The sequence below is a fragment of the Cellulomonas edaphi genome, assembly GCF_030362815.1.
GTDB classification, from domain to species: Bacteria; Actinomycetota; Actinomycetes; order Actinomycetales; family Cellulomonadaceae; genus Cellulomonas; species Cellulomonas edaphi.
This window is the reverse complement of record NZ_JAUCGR010000001.1, coordinates 800,430-821,647: the sequence shown is the minus strand read 5'-3', so window position 1 is coordinate 821,647 and position 21,218 is coordinate 800,430. Positions and strand designations below refer to the sequence as shown.

Genomic DNA, 21,218 nt, shown 5'->3' with positions numbered 1-21,218 from the left:
TGCGTCGGGGTCGTCCGGGGACGTGGGGTCAGGTGGCGGGGCGGTCAGGCGGCCGAGCGGTCGTCGGCGTGCACGACGACGGCCCAGAGCACCACGACATTGAGGCCGATGATCACGAGCGACCACGTGGGGGTCACCGGGATCGAGAGGAACTGCGCGACGAGGCTCAGCAGGACCAGCAGCACGGCCGCCGTGCGCGCCCACGCCGCGCCGCCGCGGAGCGCGAGCGCGACCAGGGCGAGTGCCACACCGATGACGAGCTGCACCCAGCCCCAGGCCTCGACGTCCACGATCTCCGCACCCGTGCCGCTCCAGCGGATGAGCTTCGCGGAGTCCAGCACGGCCACGAGGCCGGTGATGACGTTGAAGAGACCGACCGTGAGGAGGGTGAGCGCGGCGAACGACACCCAACCCGCAGACCTGGAGACCTGGTTCGTCGTCATCGATGCCCCTCCCTGAGGTGTGCTGAGCAGGGCGCGGGCCCTCCGGGAGCCCGTGCGGAGCCCCGGTGAGCCGCGTGACCTGCGTGTCGACCGCCAGTCTGCACCCTCACCGCCCGACATGTGCCGTTTTGCGCACATCGGCACGCTCAACATCCAAACGCCGCTGGGCGTTCACCTGACAGGGCCCCGCCGTTCACCTGCCGGTGCGACCCTGGCCGTCGCCATCCGGCACCAGCACGAGAGGGAACCCATGCGGGACATCTTCGAGGCCGAGCTCACCCAGCTCGGCGAGGACCTTGCGGCCATGAGCCGCCTGGTCGAGCACGCCATCACGAATGCCGGCATCGCGCTCCTGACCGCCGACCTGGCGCTGGCCGAGTCCGTGATCGTCGACGACGCGGCGATCGACGCCATCGAGGCGGACATCGACGAGCGCTGCGTGCAGCTGCTGGCGCAGCAGGCCCCCGTCGCCACCGACCTGCGGGTCGTCGTCTCCTCCCTGCGCGTCAGCGCGTCGCTCGAGCGCATGGGCGACCTGGCCCGGCACGTCGCGCAGGTGGCGCGTGGCCGCTACCCCCGCCACGCCGTCCCGCAGAGCATGGCCGGCACGTTCGCGGAGATGCACGACGCCGCGGTCCGCGTGGCCCGTCGCACGTCCACCCTGCTGACCAACCGTGAGCTCGCGCTCGCCGAGAGCATCGAGGCGGACGACGACCTGCTCGACGAGCTGCACGAGGACACGTTCACGGCGCTGCTCGGCGGCTCGTGGGCCGGCACCCCGCAGGAGACGATCGACGTCACGCTCCTGGGCCGCTACTACGAGCGGTTCGGCGACCACGCGGTCTCCGTCGCCAAGCGCATCGTCTACCTGGTCACGGGCGTCACGTCCGACGACCTGGACCGTTCGGCCACCTGAGCGTCTGGCCACCTGGCGGGGGTAGCGTCGGTCCGCATGAGCGAGCCGACCGTCCGCCAGCTGCGCGTCGTCCTGACCGTCGCCGACCTCGATGCCGCGATCGCGTTCTACCGCGACGCCCTGGGCCTGCGTGAGCAGGACGCGTTCAGCGATCCCGACGGCCGGGTGGTGATCCTCGAGGCGGGCCGCGCCACGCTCGAGCTGTCCGACGAGCCGCACGCGCGGTTCATCGACGAGGTCGAGGGCGTGGCCGCCGGAGACCCGCCGCGCGTGCGGCTCGCGTTCGAGGTGGAGGACGGCGCCGGCAGCACGCAGCGGCTCGCGGCCTCGGGCACCCTGGTCGTCGCCCCGCCCGTCCGCACCCCCTGGGACTCGCTCAACGCCCGGCTCGCCGGGCCCGAGGGCATGCCCGTGACGCTGTTCGAGGAGCTGCCCCCCTCCGGCTGACGCAGCACGACGCCCCGGTCACCCGCACAGGGTGACCGGGGCGTCCGCGTCGGCTCAGCTTGGCGCCGGCTCAGCGACCCTGGTTGGCGACGGCCTTGATGGCCTCCGCCGCGGCCTCGGGGTCGAGGTACGTCCCGCCCGGGTTGGTGGGCTTGAGCGTCTCCTCGTCGAGCGTGTAGAGCAGCGGGATGCCCGTGGGGATGTTGATCCCGGCGATCGTGCCCGAGTCGACGTCGTCGAGGTGCTTGACCAGGGCGCGGATCGAGTTGCCGTGCGCCGCCACCAGGACGGTCTTGCCCGTCTTGAGGTCGGGGACGATCTCGGACTCCCAGTAGGGCAGCGCGCGGACCAGCACCTGCTCCAGCGCCTCGGCGCGCGGGATCGGCTCCCCCGCGTACCGCGGGTCGCTGTCCTGCGAGAACTCCGAGCCGAGCTCGATGTCCGGCGGCGGCACGTCGTACGAGCGGCGCCAGAGCATGAACTGCTCCTCGCCGTACTCGTCGAGGGTCTGCTTCTTGTCCTTGCCCTGCAGCGCGCCGTAGTGGCGCTCGTTGAGGCGCCAGGACCGCTTGACGGGGATCCAGTGCCGGTCCGCCGCGTCGAGCGCCAGGTTGGCCGTGGTGATCGCGCGGCGCAGCAGCGACGTGTGGACCACGTCGGGCAGCACGCCCGCGTCCGTGAGGAGCGCGCCGCCGCGCTTGGCCTCCTCGACGCCCTTCTCCGAGAGGGCCACGTCGACCCAGCCGGTGAAGAGGTTCTTCGCATTCCACTCGCTCTCGCCGTGGCGGAGCAGCACGAGGGTGTAGGTCATGGGTTCATCCTGCCGCAGCCCGGACCCCACGGCGCAGGGACGTCAGTCCCTGGACGGTGTGCGCGGCTCGCGCGCCACCGCGTAGACCTTGAGCAGCTGGTCGGCGGCCGTGTCCCAGCCGAGCCTCTCCGCGACGGGCCGCGCGGCCTCGCCGAAGGCCTGCAGCCGCGCGCGGTCGGCGAGCAGGTCCGCCAGCTCGTCGGCCCAGCGCGCCGGGTCGTGCCCGCGCACCAGACGGCCCGACACGTCGTGCTCGACGATCGAGCGCAGGCCACCGACCGCGGCGGCCAGCACCGGCACGCCCGACGCCTGCGCCTCGGCGGCCACGAGGCCGAACGACTCGGAGCGCGACGGCATCGCGACGACGTCGGCCGCGTGGTACCAGCCGGCCAGGGTGTCGCGGTCGGCGGGCGGGCGGACGACGACGTCGTCCGCCACCCCGGCCACGGACGCGAGCGCGAGCAGCTCGCGCACCGACGTCGACCGCCCGGACGGGCCGCCCAGCACGACGAGCAGCGGCACCGGGCGGCCCGTGGCGCGGAGCACCCCGAGCGCGCGCACCAGCACGTCCGGCGCCTTGAGCGCCTGCACGCGGCCTGCGAACAGCACGACGTCGCGGTCCACCGGGAGCCCGAGCGAGCGACGTGCGGCGACGCGCTCGGCGGACGGGACGGGGGCGAACCTGCGCAGGTCGACCCCGGGCTCCACGACGTGCACGCGGGCGGGGTCGGCCCCGTACAGCTCGACGAGCTCGGCCGCTTCGGTGGGCGTGGAGGCGACGAGCGCATCCGCCTCCGCGACCACCTGCTCCTCCCCCAGCTCGCGCGCGGGCGGCTCGGCGTCGTCCCCGGGCGCGAGCGCCGCGTTCTTGACGCGCGCGAGCGTGTGCGCCGTGTGGACGAGCGGCACCTCCCACCGGTCGGCCGCGATGCGACCCACCTGGCCGGAGAGCCAGTAGTGCGAGTGCACCACGTCGTACCAGCCCGGACGGCGCGCCGACTCGGTGCGCAGCACGCCGGCCGCCATGCCGCACAGGACGCCCGGCAGGTCGTTCTTGTCGAGGCGCTCGAACGGCCCCGCGGGCACGTGGTGCACGAGCACGGGCGGCACCACACCGGGCGGCACGTCCTCGTCGAGCAGCACCGCGCGACTCTCCTCGGGTGCGAGCGGGGCACCGGAGGCGTCCGCCCCGGGGAGGACCACGGTCTCGGGCAGGTCGGAGGAGGTGGCGCGCGTGAAGACCTCGACGCGGGCGCCCCTGGCCGCGAGCGCGCGCGAGAGCTCGAGCACGTACACGTTCATGCCGCCCGCGTCGCCCGTACCGGGCTGCTCCAGGGGAGAGGTGTGCACCGAGAGCATGGCGACGCGTGGGGCGCGGGTCACGTGGGCTCCTGTCGGCGGGCGGCTGCTGCGCTCATTCTCCCGCACGCCGCGGGTCCTCGCGCTGGGACCTGTGGACGTCTCGGATGGTGATCGGCGGTGCGGACGGTCAGCGGGCGCGCACGACGCACGCGGGCGCCGGGAGGTCCAGGCGCGACGCCACCGCGCCGTCGGGTCCGAGCACGGTCAGCGCGGCGCCCACCTGCTCGGCGACCACCGTCCACCCGTCCACCACCTCGTGGTGCCGCGGCCAGCCGCCCGGCAGCCGGTGGTGGACCGGCTCCGCCAGCAGGCCGTCGGCGCCCACGGTCAGCTCGGCGATCGTGTCGCTGATGCGGACGCCGACGAGCAGCCGCTCACCGTCGAGCAGCACGTGGGACAGGAGCGAGTCCGTCGCGACAGGCACCGACTGCACGAGCGTTCCGGTCGTCTCGCGCCACTCCAGCACGTGCACCGCGTTGTCGAGCTCGCCCACGACGTAGGCGTGGAGCCCGTCGGGGGCGAAGGCGAGGTGCCGCGGACCCGTGCCCGGCGCGAAGGTCATGGCGATGCCGTCGGGCACGAGGCCGTCGTCGGTGCGGCGGTAGCGGCGGATCTCGTCGGTACCCAGGTCCACGACCAGCACGTGCCTGCCGCCCGGGTCCAGAGCCACGAAGTGGGCGTGCGGCGACTCCTGGCGCTCGCGGTTCGGACCGCTGCCGACGTGGCCGAGCACCGTCGCGTCACCCGCGAAGCCGCCCGTGGCGTCCAGCGGGATCGCCGCGAGCGTGCCGGAGCTGTAGTTGGCCACGAGCAGCGTGTCGCCGTCGACCACGACGTGGCACGGGTCGTCGCCACCCGAGGGCACCGACCCCCGCTCGCGCAGACCGTCGGGCGTGACGTCGAACGCCGTGACGGTGCCGTCGCTGTGCTCGTTGACGGCGTAGAGGGTGCGGCCGTCGGCGTGGACCGCCAGGAACGAGGGCGACGGCGTCGCGGCCAGCAGCCGCTCGCCGGACAGCTGGCCGGTCGCGGCGTCGAGCTCGACGCTCCACACCCCCTCACCGAGCCCGACGGGCGTGCCGGCGCCCGCCGACGGATAAGTACCGATCCAGAGCGTGGTCACGGCGGACGAGCCTACGGCGTCTCGGCCAGCCAGTCCGCCGGGTCCGCGAGGACGCGGCCCAGCTGGGCCAGCGCGCCCCCGGTCATCGCGGGCAGCTCTCCCGCGCGGGCCACGTCCACCTGCGGTGCCGCCCAGGGCGAGGCGAGCACGTGGGTGCGCAGCGCGCTGAGGACGGGCTCCCGCAGCCAGGGCGCGAGCCGCGCGTAGGTGCCGCCGAGCACGATCCCCGAGACGTCGACGAGGTTGACCACGTTGGCCAGCGCGAGGCCGAGCGTGCGGCCGGCGAGCTCGATCGCCTCGGTCGCGTGCGCCTCCCGCCGGCCTGCGGCGTCGACGAGCGCGTCGAGTCCGCCGTCGGGGTCGAGCCCCGCCGCGCGCAGCAGCGCGTCCTGGCCCGCCACCTGCTCGAGCGTGCGGCCGCCGGGGACGACGGTGTGACCGATCTCGCCCGCCCAGCCGTGGCGTCCGCCGAACAGCTCACCGTCCAGCACGAGCGCCGCACCGATGCCGATCTCGCCCGAGACGTACACGAAGCTGGGCCGCTCACCGGCGGGCCCACGACGCGCCGCAGCCTCCGCGCGGGCGGCCAGGTCGGCCTCGTTGGCGAGGGCGGGCGGGGACGTGGCGGCCGTCGACGAGGCGGCGGCGAGCAGCCGGACGACGTCCGCCTCCCGCCAGCCGAGGTTGGGCGCGAGGCGCAGGATGCCGGCGTCGCGGTCCACCAGCCCGGGCAGGGCCAGGGTGGTGCCGACCAGGCGGGGCGCGGGGCCGATGGCCGCGGCGGCCTCGTCGAGCAGCGTGCCGAGCATGCTCAGCACGGCGCCCGGCTCGCTCTCGCGCAGGTCGAGGTGCCGGACCCGCTCGTGGAGCACGCGGCCCGAGAGGTCCAGCACGCGCACGCCGAGGTAGTCGACGTTGACCTCGGCCCCCACGGCGGCGAGCGTGCCGGCGGGAGCGACCAGCGGCACGGCCGGCCGGCCGGCGCGCAGCGGGGCAGCGGGGGCGAGCTCGGCGAGCAGCCCGCCGGCGACGAGCCGGTCGACGAGCGCCGAGACGGTCGCCTTGGCCAGACCGGTGGTGCCGGCGACGTCGGCGCGCGAGGGGGCCACCTCGGCATCGAGGACCGTGCGCAGCACCAGGCCCAGGTTGTGCTCGCGCAGGCTGCCCTGCCGCGCCGCCGTGGCTCTCATGGGGCTTGACCCTAGCGGCTTTCGCGCATAAGTTCATTCATACAACTAATCCCGTCTCAACGTTGAGAGGTCGCCTGATGGTGCGCAAGCCCACCCCCGCTGACAAGTTCTCCTTCGGCCTGTGGACCGTCGGCTGGAACGCCCAGGACCAGTTCGGGTCGGCCTCGCGGCCGTGGCTCGACCCGGTCGAGTCCGTGCACCGCCTGGCCGAGCTGGGCGCGTCGCACGTCACGTTCCACGACGACGACGTGGTGCCGTTCGGCTCCTCCGAGGCCGACCGCGAGCGGATCCTCGACCGGTTCCGCGGCGCGCTCGCCGAGACCGGCATCACGGTCGAGATGGTCACCACCAACACGTTCAGCCACCCGATCTTCAAGGACGGCGCGTTCACGTCGAACGACCGCCGCGTGCGCCGCTACGGCCTGCGCAAGGTGGTGCGCAACGTCGACCTCGCCGCGTCGCTCGGTGCGGACACCTTCGTCATGTGGGGCGGCCGCGAGGGCGCCGAGTACGACTCGGCCAAGGACCTCAACGCCGCGCACGACCGGTACGCCGAGGGCATCGACACCGTCGCCGCGTACATCAAGGAGAAGGGCTACGGCCTGCGCATCGCGATCGAGCCCAAGCCCAACGAGCCCCGCGGCGACATCCTGCTGCCGACGGTCGGGCACGCGCTCGCGCTCATCGCCAAGCTGGAGCACGGCGACATCGTCGGCCTCAACCCCGAGACGGGTCACGAGCAGATGGCCGGCCTGAACTACACCTCGGGCATCGCGCAGGCGCTGTGGGCGGACAAGCTCTTCCACATCGACCTCAACGGCCAGCGCTCCATCAAGTACGACCAGGACCTCGTGTTCGGCCACGGCGACCTGTTCTCGGCGTTCGCCACCGTGGACCTCATCGAGAACGGCTTCCCGTCGGGCGGACCCCGCTACGACGGCCCCCGCCACTTCGACTACAAGCCCTCGCGCACCGAGGACTTCACGGGCGTGTGGGACTCGGCTGCCGCCAACATGTCGACCTACCTGCTGCTCAAGGAGCGTGCGCAGGCGTTCCGGGCCGACCCCGAGGTCCAGGCGGCCCTCGAGGAGTCGGGCGTGCTGGAGCTGTCGCAGCCGACGCTGGCGCCGGGCGAGACGCTGGCGGACCTGCTGGCCGACACCAGCGCGTACGAGGAGCTCGACGTCGACGCCGTCGCCGCACGCGGCTTCGGCTTCGTGCGCCTCAACCAGCTGGCGCTCGAGCACGCGATCGGCGCTCGCTGACCCACACCCCTCGGCGTCCGGGCGGTGCTCACCGCCCGGACGCCCTGTCACCTCGGAGGTTCGTCGTGCCGCTCGTCGCCGGCGTCGACTCGTCGACGCAGTCCAGCAAGGTCGTCGTGCGCGACGCGGAGACCGGCGCCCTGGTGCGCTCGGGACGCGCCGCGCACCCCGACGGCACGTCCGTCGACCCCCGGCACTGGTGGGACGCGCTGCAGTCCGCGATCCAGGAGGCCGGCGGGCTCGACGACGTCGAGGCGGTCTCGGTGGGCGGGCAGCAGCACGGCATGGTCGCCCTCGACGCGTCGGGCGAGGTGGTGCGCGACGCGCTGCTCTGGAACGACACCCGCTCGGCCGGCGCTGCGCTCGACCTGATCGACGAGCTCGGCGGCCCGCAGGCGTGGGCCGACGCCGTCGGCTCCGTCCCGGTCGCCTCGCTCACGGTCACCAAGCTGCGCTGGCTGCGGGACGCCGAGCCGGACAACGCCGCGCGGGTCGCCGCGGTCGCGCTCCCCCATGACTGGCTGACCTGGCGGTTGTCCGGAGCCGCCGGTCTCGACACGCTCGTGACGGACCGGTCCGACGCGTCGGGCACGGGCTACTGGTCGCCCGTGGACGAGGGCTACCGGCGGGACCTGCTCGAGCTGGCCCTGGGTCATGACGCCCAGCTGCCCCGGGTGCTCGGCCCGTCCGAGTCGGGGCTGCGGTCCTCGGCCGGGGCACTCCTGGGCCCCGGCGCGGGCGACAACGCCGCGGCCGCCCTCGCCCTGGGCCTGGGGCCCGGGGACGTCGCGGTCTCGATCGGCACCTCGGGCGTCGTGAGCGCCATCAGCTCGGCCCCGACGGCCGACGGCTCCGGGCTCGTCACCGGCTTCGCGGACGCGACCGGGGCCTTCCTCCCCCTCGCGTGCACGCTCAACGCGTCGCGCGTGCTGGACGCCGCGGCCCGCATGCTCGGGGTCGACCACGCCGGCCTCTCCTCGCTCGCGCTGTCCGCCCCTGCCGGCGCCGAGGGCCTGGTGCTGGTGCCCTACCTGGAGGGCGAGCGCACGCCCAACAAGCCCGATGCCACCGGCGCGCTGCACGGCATCCGCCTGGCCAACACCACGCCCGCACACCTGGCCCGCGCCGCGGTGGAGGGCATGCTGTGCGCGCTGGCCGACGGCCTCGACGCGCTGAAGGCGCAGGGCGTCGACGTGCGCCGGCTCTTCCTCGTGGGCGGCGGCGCGCAGTCCCAGGCGGTGCGGGAGATCGCGCCTTCCGTCTTCGGGCTGCCGGTGCACGTCCCGACGCCCGGCGAGTACGTGGCGGACGGCGCGGCCCGCCAGGCCGCGTGGTTGCTGTCCGGCGCCGCGGAGCCGCCGGCCTGGTCCGCCGCGGCGGCCGCCGAGGTGCACGAGGCTCCGGCCACGCCGGAGGTGCGCGAGCAGTACGCCGCGGTGCGCGAGCTCACGGGCGTGCGACCCGCGTGACGGCACGAGCCCGGCCCCCGTCAGGCGGGGGCCGGGCTCGTCACTGCGGGGTGTGAGCGGGGTGTCAGCTGTCGGCCTCGAACGCCGCGCGCACCTCGGCCGAGATGCGACCGCGCTCGGAGACCGCGAGGCCGCGGGACTTGGCCCACTCGCGGATCGCGTGGGCGTCGGAGGCGGACGAACGACGTGCCGCCGGCCGGGAGCTGCTGGGACGCGAGCTGCGTGCGCCGACCTTGCGTGCGTGGCCCACCCACTGGGCGAGCGCGTCGCGCAGCTCGGCGGCGTGCGCCGTGGTGAGGTCGATCTCGTAGGTGACGCCGTCGAGACCGAAAGTCACGGTCTCGTCGGCCGTGCCGCCGTCGATGTCGTCGACGAGCAGGACCTGAACCTTCTGTGCCATCGTGGGCTCCGTTTATGCGTGCGGACCGAGGTGTGCCCCCAGTGGGCAAATTGCCCGACCTGAACAGCATCGCATCGCGCACAAACGGCGGTCAAACGCTAGTCGTGATTCTTTTCCCGCTCGTCCGCCGCGGCCTGCTGTTCGGCGAGATCCATTCGCGCCAGCGCCTGCCGCTCCGTGCGGTCGGCATTGATGACCGCACGCATGCCGAACCAGAACAGCAGACCCACGCCGATCGACGGGATCAATGCGGCAAGTGCCGGTCCCCATCCGTCCATGGCGATCAGGCCTGCGGCTTCACGAGCGGGAAAAGGATCGTGTCGCGAATTCCGCGGCCCGTGAGCGCAATGAGCAGCCGGTCGATGCCCATTCCCATTCCGCCCGACGGGGGCATGGCGAACTCCATGGCGGTGAGGAAGTCCTCGTCGATCCGCATCGCCTCGTCGTCGCCGCGCGCCGCGAGCGCGGCCTGCGCCTCGAAGCGCTCACGCTGGATCACCGGGTCGACGAGCTCGGAGTACGCCGTCGCGAGCTCCATGCCGCGCACGTACAGGTCCCACTTCTCCACGAGCCCGCGCTTGGTGCGGTGGTCGCGCGTGAGCGGAGACGTCTCGACGGGGAAGTCGACGACGAACGTGGGAGCGACCAGTCCGCTGCCCACGTGGTGCTCCCAGAGCTCCTCCACCATCTTGCCGTGGTTGCGCTGGGCCGGCGCGAGCTCGATCTCGGCCTTGTCGAGAAGTCGCAGCAATACGTCGTCGGGGCTGTCGTGCGTGATCTCGTCGCCGATTGCGGCGCTCAACGAGTCATACATCGGCAGACGCGCCCACTCGCCACCGAGGTCGTATTCCGAGCCGTCGGCCAACGTGACGACCGTGGAGCCGAACGCGTCGTTCGCGGCGGTCTGCACCAGGTCTTGCGTGAGCTCGGCCATGGTGTGGTAATCGCCGTACGCCTCGTATGCCTCGAGCATCGCGAACTCCGGGGAGTGCGTCGCGTCGACGCCCTCGTTGCGGAAGTTGCGGTTGATCTCGAACACGCGCTCCACGCCACCCACCGCGGCACGCTTCAAGAAAAGCTCGGGCGCAATTCTCAGGAAGAGCGGGATGTCGAACGCATTCATGTGCGTCTCGAACTGACGTGCCGCCGCACCCTCCGGCCGCACCTGCAGCATCGGGGTCTCGACCTCGATGAACGAGCGGCGGTGCAGGTTCTCCCGCACGGAGCGCAGCACCGCGGCGCGCTGACGCACCATGTCCCGCGAGCGCTGGCTGACCACCAGGTCCACGTAGCGCTGGCGCACCCGCGCCTCCTCGGAGAGCTCCGTACCCTCGTAGAGGTTGGGCAGCGGCCGGATCGCCTTGGCCGCGAGCTGCCAGGCGTCGGCGAACACGGACAGCTCGCCGCGCCGCGAGGCGATGACCTTGCCGTGCACGAAGAGGTGGTCGCCGAGGTCGACGTCGGTCTTGAACGCCGCGAGCCGCTCCTCGCCCACCGCGGCGAGGCTCAGCATCGCTTGGAGCCGGTTGCCCTCGCCGTCCTGCAGCGTGGCGAAGCAGAGCTTGCCGGTGTTGCGCAGGAACACGACGCGACCGGCGACGCCCACCTCGTCGTCGGTCTCCGTCCCGGCCTCGAGGTCGGGATAGGTCGCACGGACCTGCGCGATGGTGTGCGTGCGCGGCACGGAGACCGGGTACGCCTCGGTGCCCTCGGCGAGGAGTCGCGCGCGCTTGTCGCGGCGGATGCGGATCTGCTCCGGGGTGTCGTCGGCAAGATCCTGGGGTGCGTCGCTCACCCGGTGATCCTACCGACGCCGCCCGAGGCTCCCGTCCCCGGGGGATGTCTCTCGCATCACGCGGTGGTGAGGTCCAGGGCGAGGTCGAGGATGGGCGACGAGTGCGTCAGGCCGCCGACCGACAGGTAGTCGACGCCCGTGAGGGCGACGTCGCGCGCGCGGTCGAGCGTCAGGTTGCCCGTCGCCTCGAGCTCGACGCGACCGCTGGCGGCCTCGCCCTCCCGGACCGCGGCCACGACCCGAGCCAGCAGCGGCGTGGCCATGTTGTCGAGCAGCAGGAACCGGGCGCCCGCGGCGATCGCCTCACGGGCCTGGTCCTCCGTGTCGGCCTCCACCTGGATGGCCACCCCGGGGAACCGTGCGCGCACCGCCTCGACCGCGGCGGTCACGGAACCGGCGGCCGCCACGTGGTTGTCCTTGACCATCGCGACGTCGTACAGGCCCATCCGCTTGTTGGTGCCGCCGCCGCAGCGCACGGCGTACTTCTCGAGCGCGCGCAGGCCGGGGGTGGTCTTGCGGGTGTCCAGCACCAGCGCGCCGGTCCCGGCGAGCGCGTCGGCCCAGCGGCGCGTGTGCGTGGCGACCCCGGACGCGCGCGAGGCGAGGTTGAGCAGCGTGCGCTCGGCCACGAGCAGCACCTGGACGGGACCGGTCAGCCGCGCCAGCACGTCCCCGCGGCGCACGCGCGTGCCGTCCGGGACGACCACCTCCACGGTGGCACGCGGCAGCGCGAGACGCCGCGCCACCGCGTCGAGCACGACGGGGACCACGACGAGCCCCGCGACGACACCGTCCGCACGGGCCACGAGGTCCGCGGCACCTCGCTCGTCGGGCACGATCGTCGCCTGCGTCGTGACGTCCCTGCCGGCCCCGGGGCCGAGGTCCTCGTCGAGCGCGGCGGCCACCACGCGGTCGATGGCTGCCGGGTCGGGCCCCGGATCTCCGGGCAACCCGCCCACCACGTCGCTCACCCGGCCCACGCTACCGGCCCGCCCACCCCGGGCCGCGCCGGCGCCCGCCGCCGGACCTGCACACCCGCCGGACGTCTTGCGTGGCCGAGCCTCAACCTGTGGGCGGTTTGGCGGGCGTCAGCGCCCGCAGCTTGAGGCTCGGCGACGAGTTAGCGGCGGACGAGGGCGTAGAGCGGGCTCGGTAGCCCGGGGCACGAGAGGCCAGCGACCGGCATCCCGCACCGGTTCAGCCGGGGGGCGTCCGGTCGGCCGAGAGGCAGCCGTCGGGCGTGAGCGAGAGGTCCAGCCGGAGCCGCCAGGCGTCGTCCCGGAGCGGGAAGTCGGTGCGGGCGTGGCCGCCGCGGCTCTCCTCGCGCAGCAGCGCCGCGTACGTCAGGGCGGTGGCGACCTGGTGGATGTTCGTCGTCTCCCACTCGGCCACCTGCGGCACCGCCAGCATGCGTCCGTCGTCGTGCCGGGAGTGCGCGTCCGTGGGCACCGCGTCCAGCCGGACGAGCGCGGCGCGCAGCCCGTCCCCGGAGCGCAGCACGCCCGGACCGTCGCTGGCGATGCGCTGCACGCGGGCCCGGGAAGCTGCGGCGACCAGCGCCTCGGGTCCCGGCCGCGGCACGGGCTCCACCTGCGGGAGCGAGCCGTCGGCGACGCGCGCGGCGATGTGCCGCGCCGCCCGCGTGGCGAAGACGAGGCCCTCGAGCAGCGAGTTGGACGCGAGGCGGTTGGCGCCGTGCACGCCCGAGCACGCCACCTCGCCCACCGCGTACAGCCCGGTCACGGACGTGCGCCCCACCAGGTCCGCGACGACACCGCCCGAGTGGTAGTGCTGCGCCGGGGCGACGGGGATGAGCTCGGTCGCCATGTCGATGCCGCTCGCGGCCAGCCGCTCGTGGATGGTGGGGAACCGCTTGCGCAGGAACTCCGCGCCGAGGTGCCGCGTGTCGAGCCACACGTGGTCCGACCCGGTCTCCGCGAGGCGGCGGACGATGGCGTGCGCTACCACGTCGCGCGGCGCGAGCTCGGCCATGGGGTGCACGTCGGGCATGAACCGGACGCCGTCCGTGTCGAGCAGCAGCGCGCCCTCGCCGCGCACGGCCTCGGACACGAGGGTCAGCTGCCCCTTCATGCCCGAGCCCAGCCACAGCACGGTGGGGTGGAACTGGACGAACTCCACGTCGCCGAGCACGGCGCCCGCGCGCAGCGCCGCGGCGATGCCGTCGCCCGTGGCCTGCGCGGGGTTGGTGGATGAGCGGAACACCTGCCCGATGCCGCCCGTGGCGAGCACCACCGCGCGCCCGAGCGCGGCTCCGACCCCGTCGCGCTGCCCCTCGCCGATCACGTGCAGCGTGACGCCGCACGCCGCGCCGGGTCGCCCGTCCGGCCCCGGAGGGCCCGTGAGCACGTCGAGCACCAGGGCGTGCTCGATGACCTCGATGCCCGGGTCGTCGCGCACGGCCTCGATCTGGGCGACGAGCGCGCGCGAGATCTCGGCGCCGGTCGCGTCCCCGCCCGCGTGCGCGATGCGGTCGGCGTGGTGGCCGCCCTCGCGGGTCAGCGAGATCCGGCCGTCGGGCGCCGTGTCGAACACCGCGCCGCGGGCCACGAGCTCGCGCACCCGCGCCGGGCCCTCGGTCACCAGCACCTCGACGGCGCGCGGGTCGCACAGGCCGGCACCGGCGTCGAGCGTGTCCTGCAGGTGCGCCTCGGCCGAGTCCGACGGGTCGAGCGCCGCGGCGATGCCGCCCTGCGCCCACACGGTCGAACCGGAGGCGAGCGTGTCCTTGGTGACCAGCAGGACGCGGGGCACGCGCGTGCGCAGCTCGAGCGCCGCGGTCAGGCCCGCGATGCCGGAGCCGACGACGACCGCGTCCGCCTGCACGGTCCAGCCGGGCCCGGGCGCGGCGAGACGAGCCGCCAGCCGGGGTGGTTCGACGGGCGGGCGGCTCACCGAGCGATGCCGGCGTCGGGCGTCGGGAAGTCGTGCGGGTGCTCGACCAGGTCACGCCCTCGGGCGAAAGGGACGCCGCTCGCCACCAGCCCCGAGCGCTCGGTCCACTCAGCGGGCACCTGCCCCGGGTCCTCGCTCAGGTCGACGATCCGGTTGTCGGCGTCGACGAGCACCACGTGGGGTGCGTAGGTGCGCGCCTCGGCGTCGGACATGACGCCGTAGGCGATGAGGATGACGACGTCGCCCGGGTGGATGAGGTGCGCGGCCGCGCCGTTGATGCAGACCTGGCCCGAGCCGGCCTCGCCCGCGATGGCGTACGTGGTGAGGCGCGCGCCGTTGGTGACGTCGACGATGTCGACCTGCTGGCCGGGCAGCAGGTCCGCCGCGGCGAGCAGGTCGGCGTCCACGGTCACCGAGCCGACGTAGTGCAGGTCGGCCTGGGTCACGGTGGCGCGGTGGATCTTGCCGGTCATCATGGTGCGCTGCAGGGTGGTCACGCGCGCTCCTCCTGTCGGTGTGCGCCCAGCACGAGCGCGGTGTTGTCGATGAGTCGCGTGCTGCCGAGGCGGGCCGCGAGCAGCAGCAGCGCCTCGCCGGAGTGGTCGTCGGGCACCTCGTCGAACGAGTCCGGGTCGACGAGCGCGACGTAGTCCACGTGGTCGACGGCGTGGTCGACCGCGTGCAGCCGGGCGCGCGCTGCGGCCCGCACGGCGTCGGCGCCGTCGCCGGCCGCGGCGACCCCGGCCGCGAGCGCGGCCGAGAGCGCGAGCGCGCTCGTCCGCTGCTCGGGCGAGAGGTAGGCGTTGCGGCTGGACAGCGCGAGCCCGTCGTCGTCGCGCACCAGGGCCGCGCCGACGATCTCGACCGGCACCTCGAGGTCGCGCACCATCCGGCGGATGGCGGCGAGCTGCTGGGCGTCCTTCTGGCCGAACAGCGCCACGTCCGGCTGCGTGAGGTGCAGCAGCTTGAGCACCACGGTGAGCACGCCGTCCAGGTGCCCGGGCCGGACCGCGCCCTCGAGCACGTCCCCGATCCGGCCCGCGGAGACGCGCACCACCGGGTCGCCGCCGGGGTACATGACGGCCACGTCGGGGGCGAACACGACGTCGTCAGGACCCAGCAGGTGGGGACCGGTCAGCAGCGCGAGGTCGGCCTCGAGGTCGCGCGGGTAGCGGGCCAGGTCCTCCGTGGGCCCGAACTGCAACGGGTTGACGAAGATCGTGACGACCACGTGGTCCGCGAGCTGCCGCGCCTGCTCGACGAGGGACAGGTGTCCGGCGTGCAGCGCGCCCATGGTCATGACGACGGCACGGCGGTACGGGCGGCCACGTCCGGGGGTCAGGTCCTGCCCGACGAGGGCAGCCGCGAGCTCGTCACGCGTCCGCGCGAGCGTCGTGGTCCGGGTGGTCATTCCTCGTCCTCCTGCGGGTCGTCCTCCTGCTGCAACGATCCCGCACCCGGTTCGATGCCCGCGACCGGGGTGTCGTGGATCGCATCCAGCACGCCGGTGGCGGCGGCGTCGGAGATGAGCCCCGCCGCGAGCGCCCGACCGGCCGCCGAGCGCGCGAGCGCGCGGTAGTCGGCGACCACGTCCACGGCGCCGGTCGCGGCCGCGAACGCCGTTAGCGCCACCTGGTGCTCCCGCACCGTACCGGCATCGCCGCGCCGCACGGGCCCCGTGAGTGCTCCGATCGCGCCGACGCCCCGCTCGGCGACGGTCGTCTCGGCACGCAGGGCGCCGTCCAGCGCCGCCTCCAGCAGCGGGGTGAGCAGGCGACCGGGGTCGTCGACGCCGGCCGCCGCGAGCGCCTGGGCGGCCTGCGCGACGAGCACCACCAGGTGGTTGGCCCCGTGCGCGAGCGCCGCGTGGTAGAGCCCGCGGTCGGCCTCGTCGACGACGACGGGCTCCGCACCCACCTCGACCACGAGCGCCTGCCCGATGGGCAGGACCGGCGCGGGCGCCGTCACGGCGAACGACGCGCCCACCAGCCGGGCGAGGTCGAGCGACGTGCCCGTGAACGTCATGGCGGGGTGCAGGGCGAGCGGGATGACGCCGGCGGGGCGCGCCGGCGCGAGCACGTCGGTGCCGAACCGCCCCGACGTGTGCGCCACGATCTGGCCGGGCTGCCACGCGCCCAGGTCGGACAGGCCCTGGACCAGCCCCGGCAGCACGTCGTCGGGGACGGCGAGCAGCACCAGCTCGGCGCGACGCACCACCTCGGGGACCTCCACGACGGGGACGCCGGGCAGCAGCAGCTCGGCGCGCTCGCGCGAGGCGTGCGAGATCGCGCTCACGGCGACCACCGGGTGGCCCGCCGCGCGCAGGGCGTTGCCGAGCACGGCACCCACGCGGCCCGCGCCGACGACGCCGACGCCCAGCCGGCCGGGACGCCGGGAGGGTTCCGTCATGCCGACGGCCCCGTCATCCACTGCTCGGGGACGGCCGCGGCTCGGGCGGTGCGCGCGCGGGCCGCCTGCTCGTCCAGCAGCGCGGCCGCGACCTTGGCGTCCAGGTGCGCCACCGAGGGGCTCACCGGACCGGGCGTGGAGTGCACGACGAACGACGCGAGCCCGAGCCGGCGCTGCAGCGGCCCCTGCGCGAGCCCGAGCGACTGCGTCCGCTCGTGGGGGACGACGTCGAGCTGCCGGAAGACGCGACCGGAGCGGGCCAGGAGGGCGCGCTCGGTCACCAGCACGCCGTGCCGCCGCCAGCCGATCGGGTCCACCCACCGAGCCGCGCGCGGGGCCGCCGTGAAGCCGCCGTCCTGGTCGCGACCGTGCAGCGCGGCGTCCAGCGTCGCCTGCGGGCTGTCCACCCCCAGGTCCGGGAGCACGAGCCAGACCGCGACCATGGCCTCCTCGAGCGTCGCCACGGGGTGCAGCACGGTCTCGCGCGCCTGGTCCTCGCCGTGGCCGTAGCCCGCGACGTTGATCTCGATGCGCCACCAGTCGCGCGCTCGCCACCAGGGGCTCTGGCTCAGGCGGATGGCCTGCACGCGGCCCGGCGGCACGGTCTGGGCGCGGGACTCCGTCAGGCCGTGACGCAGGCGGATGCCGTCGGGCGAGAGGGCCGCGCGGAAGCTCGCGCCCTGGTTGATCCGCGTCCAGATGAACCCCGCCGACGCGAACAAGCCGGGCACCAGCACGAAGGCCGCGCCGACGTCCCGCGAGAGGATGCTGACCACGACGGCACCCACCGCGAGCACCGCGAGGCCCACCATGGCTCCGGACCGGAGGGTGGCGACCAGCAGGCGCGGCATCGGCACCTCGTACATCGCCCGCTCGGGCGCGTCCGCGAAGGCGGCCCGCGGCAGGGCGGCGGGCAGCGCCTCCGGCTCGGCCTCGGCCCGCACGGCGTGCGGCCGCTGGAGCCCGGCGGCGAGCGCCAGCAGCTCCGCGCGGAGCACCTCCGCGTCGTCCTCCTTGAGGAACGCGAGCGAGACCGCGGAGCCTGCGCCGCCCGCGACCTCGAGCTTGAGCTCGGACAGGCCGACGAGCCGCGCGAGCAGCGGCTGCACCACGTCGACGGCCTGCAGGCGGTCGAGCCGCGCCTGGCGCTGCTGACGGAACAGCACGCCGGAGCGCAGGTGCACCGCGTCGTCGGTCACCGCGAAGCGCGTCGAGCGCCAGGCGAGTGCCGAGTAGACGAGCCCGACGAGCCCGACGGCCACCAGCGCGGCGACCAGGACGAGCCACACGTGGCGGACCTGCTCCAGCGCGTCCAGGTTGTCCAGCAGCTGGTAGCCGACGATCGCCAGCACCGCGACGAACACCTTCCACGCCTTGATCGCCGGCGTGACGGGATGCATGCGCCGCCACGCGGTCGCGTCGACGCGCTCGGCGGCGACCGCCGCGTCGGCCGCGGCCTCGGCGGCGGCGTCCGTGACGGCCGCCGGGACCGGGCCGGTCGGACCCCCGGTGGTCGCGGAGTTCGCACGCACGTCGTCGGTGGTCACAGACCCGCCAGCCGCGCCTCGCCCCGCGACGCCAGGCGCTCCCGCAGGCGCGCGGCCTCCTCGGGTGCCAGCCCGTCGATCGTGGCCGTGGTGGCGGGCGACGCGGTGTGCAGCTGCACCGCGGCGATGCCGAACTTGCGGGCGAGCGGGCCGGCGCTGACGTCGACGTACTGCATGCGGCCGTAGGGCACCACGACGAGCTCGCGGAACATGATGCCGCGGCGCACCAGCAGGTCGTCGGCGCGCTCGGCGTACCCGATGGCGCGCACCTGGCGGCCGATCAGCAGCACGAGCCAGAGCAGCACGGCCGCGAGCACGGCGACCGGCAGCCACACCCAGGGCTCGCCGGTGAGCACGGCCACGACGACGAGGATCAGCAGCGGCACCCCGAACACGATGCTCGTGGTGGTGATCCGTGCCGCGGCCAGGCGGGGCGAGACGCGGGTCCAGGTGACGTCCGCCGGGTCGAACGGTTCGCTCATGCGCCCATCCTTGCACCGGCCGCGACCTGCACGTCCTACCGGGCCGCGGGGCCGACCTCGACGTGCGGCTCCGCCGGCGGGACGCGGCAGAAGCCCTCCGCGACCAGCCCCACGACCGCCATCGCGAGCGCGCCCGCGGTGGCGAGCCCCGCCGCCCACGCGCGAGGGGCGGAGGCGGGCATGTCGAGCGCACCGAGGCGCACCGCGAGCTGTCCGCCGTACCAGCCCACGAGCATCGCGCCCGTGTAGGCGCACGCCTTGGCCAATACCGCGGTGCGGGCCGCGCGGATGGGGTTGAGGGTCGGGCGCTTCCCGCGCAGGAACTGGCGTACGGCCCAGCCCATGGACAGCACCACGCCGGCGATGAGCAGCTCCACCGGGCCCACCAGCCACGAGACCTCGGGGATCGTGGTGCCGCGGTCCCTCAACGACTCGAGCAGCCACCAGGTGACCGCGCCGACGCCGAGCGCGACGGCGACGAGCGTGGTCCAGCGGGTCCGGCTGATCACGCCGGCTGCACGTCGCCGGCGGGATCGGCGGGCGTCGTCGGTGCCGTCAGCCAGTCGAGGGCCAGCCACCGCACGCCGTCCCGGTCCGGGGCCGTCGCGGCGAGGACGGCGACCGGTCCGCCGCCGAGCCCGGGCAGCACCGCGTCGGGGGCCACCTGCGCCCACGGCTGCAGCACGAACGCGCGCTCGTGGGCCCGCGGGTGCGGCACCTCGAGGTCGTCCGCGACCGCGGTGAGGCCCCCGTACACGATGATGTCGACGTCCAGGGTGCGCGGGCCCCAGTGCTCGTGCCGCTCCCGGCCGTGCGCCTGCTCGACCGCCTGCGTGGCGCGCAGCAGGTCACGGGCGGACAGCACCGTGCGCGCGAGCACCACGGCGTTGAGGAAGTCGGGCTGCTCGGGGCCGCCCACGGGGGCCGTGCGGGCCAGGGGCGACACGTCGACCACCTGGACTCCCGGGATCGCGCCGAGGTCGGAGACAGCCCGGCGCAGGGTGTCCTGCGGGGCGCCGAGGTTCGAGCCGAGCGCGAGCACCACGTCCACGGGAGCGTCCGGCGTGCGGTCGAACGCGTCGACGACGACCTCGCCGTCGACCGGGCGCGCCGCGACGCCGTCGGGCAGCGCTCCGCGCGGCGCGGGCGCGACGATCACCGGGCCGCTCGGGTTGTCGACGCCCGCCGTGGGCGCGAGGGGCGCGGCAGGGGTCGGGGCCGGCACCGCGGGCAGCGCGGCGGTGGGCGTGGGCCCTGCGGGTGCGACGGTGGCGGGTGCCGGGCCTGCGGGTACCGGGCCTCCCGGTGCCGGCGCGGCGGCTTCCGCTCCGGCGGCCGACCGCGCCGTGTACGGCTCCGCGGCGGGGAGCTTGGTGCGGTCGCGACGGATCGCCACCACCACGTCGCCGAAGGGCACCTCGATGGGCGCCTGGGGCTTGTGCACGCTGACGTCCACGGCCTGCACCAGGGCGTGCGCGAGCACCGTCGCGGCGATCCGCTCGGCGACCGTCTCGATGAGGTCGACCGGCTCCCCCGACAGGACGGCCGAGACCTGGACGGCGAGCTCGCCGTAGTTGAGCGTGTGGGCGAGGTCGTCGCGGGCGGCCGCCCGGCGCGTGTCGAGGTGCACCACGACGTCCGCGACGAACGTCTGGCCCTCCCGGCGCTCGTGCTCGAACACGCCGTGGTAACCCGTCGCGGTGATGCCCGTCAGGCGGATCTGGTCCAGCTTGCGTCGCTGGTCGTCCGCCACGGCACCTTCGTCGAACTGGCTCACGGGCCCGTCCCTCCTGTCCTCGCCTCGTCGTCGACAGCGAGCTCGTCGTCCACACCCGATCCCGGCGCAGGCTGCTGCGCAGACTGCCATGCCGCCGCCACGCGCACCGCGTCGACCGAGGCGGGAACATCATGGACCCGGACGCACCAAGCCCCGTGCACCGCGGCGAGCGCGGTCACCGCGGCGGTCGCCCCGTCACGGGCCAGGGGCGGCGCCGGGGTGCCGTCCGCATCGGCGAGCAGGTGGCCCAGGAACCGCTTGCGGCTGGCGCCCACCAGCACCGGGAAGCCGTCCGCCACGAGCTCCGGCAACCGGGCCAGCAGCGGCCAGTTGCTGGCGCCCGGCTTCGCGAAGCCCAGGCCGGGGTCCAGCACCACCTGGTCGTCGTGGACTCCATGGCTGCGCAGCACCGCCCGGCGCTGCGCGAGCTCGTGCCGCACGTCGGTGACGACGTCGTCGTAGTCGGCCAGCTCGTCCATGACGTCCGCGTGGCCCCGCCAGTGCATCGCCACGTAGGTGACGCCGGTCTCCGCGATCACCCGAGCCATGTCGTCATCAGCGAGCCCGCCGGAGACGTCGTTGACCAGCACCGCCCCGCGGTCGACGGCGGCGCGCGCGACCTGCGCCCGCGTGGTGTCCACGCTCACGGGCGCGCCGCGGTCCACGAGCGCCTCGACCACGGGCAGCACGCGCTGCAGCTCCTCGTCGACCGGGACGCGGCGGGCGCCGGGGCGGGTCGACTCGCCGCCCACGTCGAGGAGGTCCGCGCCCTGCTCGAGCAGCGTGAGCCCGTGCGCGACGGCCGCCGCGGGCGTGTACCAGCGCCCTCCGTCGGAGAAGGAGTCGGGCGTCACGTTGACCACGCCCAT

The 21,218-nt window shown here is 74.7% G+C and carries 22 protein-coding genes; 4 read left to right on the top strand and 18 right to left on the bottom strand.

The annotated features are described in order from the left end of the window. Positions 1-44: 44 nt before the first annotated feature. Complete coding sequence (locus QRT05_RS03860) at positions 45-443, bottom strand: DUF7144 family membrane protein (protein ID WP_289445428.1); 399 nt, start codon at positions 441-443, stop codon at positions 45-47. Positions 444-693: 250 nt separating this feature from the next. On the opposite strand from QRT05_RS03860, the gene phoU reads away from it, so the two are divergent. Both phoU and QRT05_RS03850 read left to right on the top strand, forming a co-directional pair. Then, positions 694-1,359, top strand: a complete 666-nt coding sequence (gene phoU, locus QRT05_RS03855) for a phosphate signaling complex protein PhoU (protein ID WP_289445427.1) — start codon at positions 694-696, stop codon at positions 1,357-1,359. 36 nt (positions 1,360-1,395) lie between these two features. Further along, positions 1,396-1,806 carry a VOC family protein gene (locus tag QRT05_RS03850; RefSeq protein ID WP_289445425.1) on the top strand — a complete coding sequence of 137 codons (411 nt, stop codon included), beginning with the start codon at positions 1,396-1,398 and terminating at the stop codon, positions 1,804-1,806. Between the two features lie 70 nt (positions 1,807-1,876). Here the strand turns inward: QRT05_RS03850 and QRT05_RS03845 are convergent, their stop codons facing one another. The 4 genes from QRT05_RS03845 to QRT05_RS03830 all read right to left on the bottom strand — a co-directional run bounded on the left by QRT05_RS03845 (position 1,877) and on the right by QRT05_RS03830 (position 6,292). Next, positions 1,877-2,617, bottom strand: coding sequence for a phosphoglyceromutase (locus QRT05_RS03845; RefSeq protein ID WP_289445423.1), 741 nt, complete (start codon positions 2,615-2,617; stop codon positions 1,877-1,879). Between the two features lie 42 nt (positions 2,618-2,659). Continuing rightward, the gene (locus tag QRT05_RS03840) at positions 2,660-3,976 is read right to left on the bottom strand and encodes a glycosyltransferase (RefSeq protein WP_289446113.1); all 1,317 of its coding nucleotides are present in this window, start codon (positions 3,974-3,976) and stop codon (positions 2,660-2,662) included. Positions 3,977-4,106: 130 nt separating this feature from the next. Next, positions 4,107-5,102, bottom strand: a complete 996-nt coding sequence (locus QRT05_RS03835) for a lactonase family protein (RefSeq protein ID WP_289445421.1) — start codon at positions 5,100-5,102, stop codon at positions 4,107-4,109. Between the two features lie 11 nt (positions 5,103-5,113). After that, the gene (locus tag QRT05_RS03830) at positions 5,114-6,292 is read right to left on the bottom strand and encodes an ROK family protein (protein ID WP_289445419.1); all 1,179 of its coding nucleotides are present in this window, start codon (positions 6,290-6,292) and stop codon (positions 5,114-5,116) included. Positions 6,293-6,369: 77 nt separating this feature from the next. Here QRT05_RS03830 and xylA point away from each other — a divergent pair, with 77 nt between their 5' ends. Next, positions 6,370-7,557 carry a xylose isomerase gene (gene xylA / locus QRT05_RS03825; RefSeq protein WP_289445417.1) on the top strand — a complete coding sequence of 396 codons (1,188 nt, stop codon included), beginning with the start codon at positions 6,370-6,372 and terminating at the stop codon, positions 7,555-7,557. A 65-nt stretch (positions 7,558-7,622) separates the two neighbouring features. Beyond that, entirely contained in the window at positions 7,623-9,026 is a 1,404-nt protein-coding gene (xylB, locus tag QRT05_RS03820; protein ID WP_289445416.1) for a xylulokinase, read from the top strand. Positions 9,027-9,090: 64 nt separating this feature from the next. Here the strand turns inward: xylB and QRT05_RS03815 are convergent, their stop codons facing one another. The 13 genes from QRT05_RS03815 to folP all read right to left on the bottom strand — a co-directional run bounded on the left by QRT05_RS03815 (position 9,091) and on the right by folP (position 21,218). Then, the gene (locus QRT05_RS03815; protein ID WP_289445415.1) at positions 9,091-9,426 is read right to left on the bottom strand and encodes a histone-like nucleoid-structuring protein Lsr2; all 336 of its coding nucleotides are present in this window, start codon (positions 9,424-9,426) and stop codon (positions 9,091-9,093) included. A 98-nt stretch (positions 9,427-9,524) separates the two neighbouring features. Then, the gene (locus QRT05_RS03810) at positions 9,525-9,656 is read right to left on the bottom strand and encodes a hypothetical protein (protein ID WP_326522632.1); all 132 of its coding nucleotides are present in this window, start codon (positions 9,654-9,656) and stop codon (positions 9,525-9,527) included. 53 nt (positions 9,657-9,709) lie between these two features. Further along, positions 9,710-11,221: a lysine--tRNA ligase gene (gene lysS / locus QRT05_RS03805; RefSeq protein WP_289445413.1), complete on the bottom strand. Its 1,512-nt coding sequence runs from the start codon at positions 11,219-11,221 to the stop codon at positions 9,710-9,712. A gap of 56 nt (positions 11,222-11,277) precedes the next feature. After that, a complete protein-coding gene (gene nadC / locus QRT05_RS03800) occupies positions 11,278-12,192 on the bottom strand; it encodes a carboxylating nicotinate-nucleotide diphosphorylase (protein WP_289445411.1) in 915 nt (304 codons plus the stop codon). A gap of 226 nt (positions 12,193-12,418) precedes the next feature. Further along, positions 12,419-14,134 carry an L-aspartate oxidase gene (locus tag QRT05_RS03795; RefSeq protein WP_289445409.1) on the bottom strand — a complete coding sequence of 572 codons (1,716 nt, stop codon included), beginning with the start codon at positions 14,132-14,134 and terminating at the stop codon, positions 12,419-12,421. Further along, on the bottom strand, positions 14,131-14,631 hold the full coding sequence (gene panD, locus QRT05_RS03790) for an aspartate 1-decarboxylase (protein ID WP_289445408.1): 501 nt from the start codon (positions 14,629-14,631) through the stop codon (positions 14,131-14,133). Before panD ends, QRT05_RS03795 begins: the two co-directional genes overlap by 4 nt. Beyond that, complete coding sequence (gene panC, locus QRT05_RS03785) at positions 14,628-15,545, bottom strand: pantoate--beta-alanine ligase (protein WP_289445407.1); 918 nt, start codon at positions 15,543-15,545, stop codon at positions 14,628-14,630. The genes panD and panC overlap by 4 nt, the downstream gene beginning before the upstream one ends. Beyond that, positions 15,542-16,543, bottom strand: coding sequence for a Rossmann-like and DUF2520 domain-containing protein (locus QRT05_RS03780; RefSeq protein ID WP_289445406.1), 1,002 nt, complete (start codon positions 16,541-16,543; stop codon positions 15,542-15,544). The genes panC and QRT05_RS03780 overlap by 4 nt, the downstream gene beginning before the upstream one ends. Beyond that, the gene (locus QRT05_RS03775; RefSeq protein ID WP_289445404.1) at positions 16,540-18,090 is read right to left on the bottom strand and encodes a PH domain-containing protein; all 1,551 of its coding nucleotides are present in this window, start codon (positions 18,088-18,090) and stop codon (positions 16,540-16,542) included. Before QRT05_RS03775 ends, QRT05_RS03780 begins: the two co-directional genes overlap by 4 nt. Further along, positions 18,087-18,572: a PH domain-containing protein gene (locus QRT05_RS03770; protein WP_289445402.1), complete on the bottom strand. Its 486-nt coding sequence runs from the start codon at positions 18,570-18,572 to the stop codon at positions 18,087-18,089. Before QRT05_RS03770 ends, QRT05_RS03775 begins: the two co-directional genes overlap by 4 nt. Positions 18,573-18,607: 35 nt before the next feature. Then, positions 18,608-19,081: a DUF3180 domain-containing protein gene (locus QRT05_RS03765; RefSeq protein WP_289445400.1), complete on the bottom strand. Its 474-nt coding sequence runs from the start codon at positions 19,079-19,081 to the stop codon at positions 18,608-18,610. Continuing rightward, positions 19,078-20,349 (bottom strand): 2-amino-4-hydroxy-6-hydroxymethyldihydropteridine diphosphokinase, encoded by a 1,272-nt coding sequence (gene folK / locus QRT05_RS03760; RefSeq protein WP_289445398.1) that lies wholly within the window; start codon positions 20,347-20,349, stop codon positions 19,078-19,080. The genes QRT05_RS03765 and folK overlap by 4 nt, the downstream gene beginning before the upstream one ends. After that, a complete protein-coding gene (gene folP / locus QRT05_RS03755) occupies positions 20,346-21,218 on the bottom strand; it encodes a dihydropteroate synthase (protein WP_289446112.1) in 873 nt (290 codons plus the stop codon). The genes folK and folP overlap by 4 nt, the downstream gene beginning before the upstream one ends.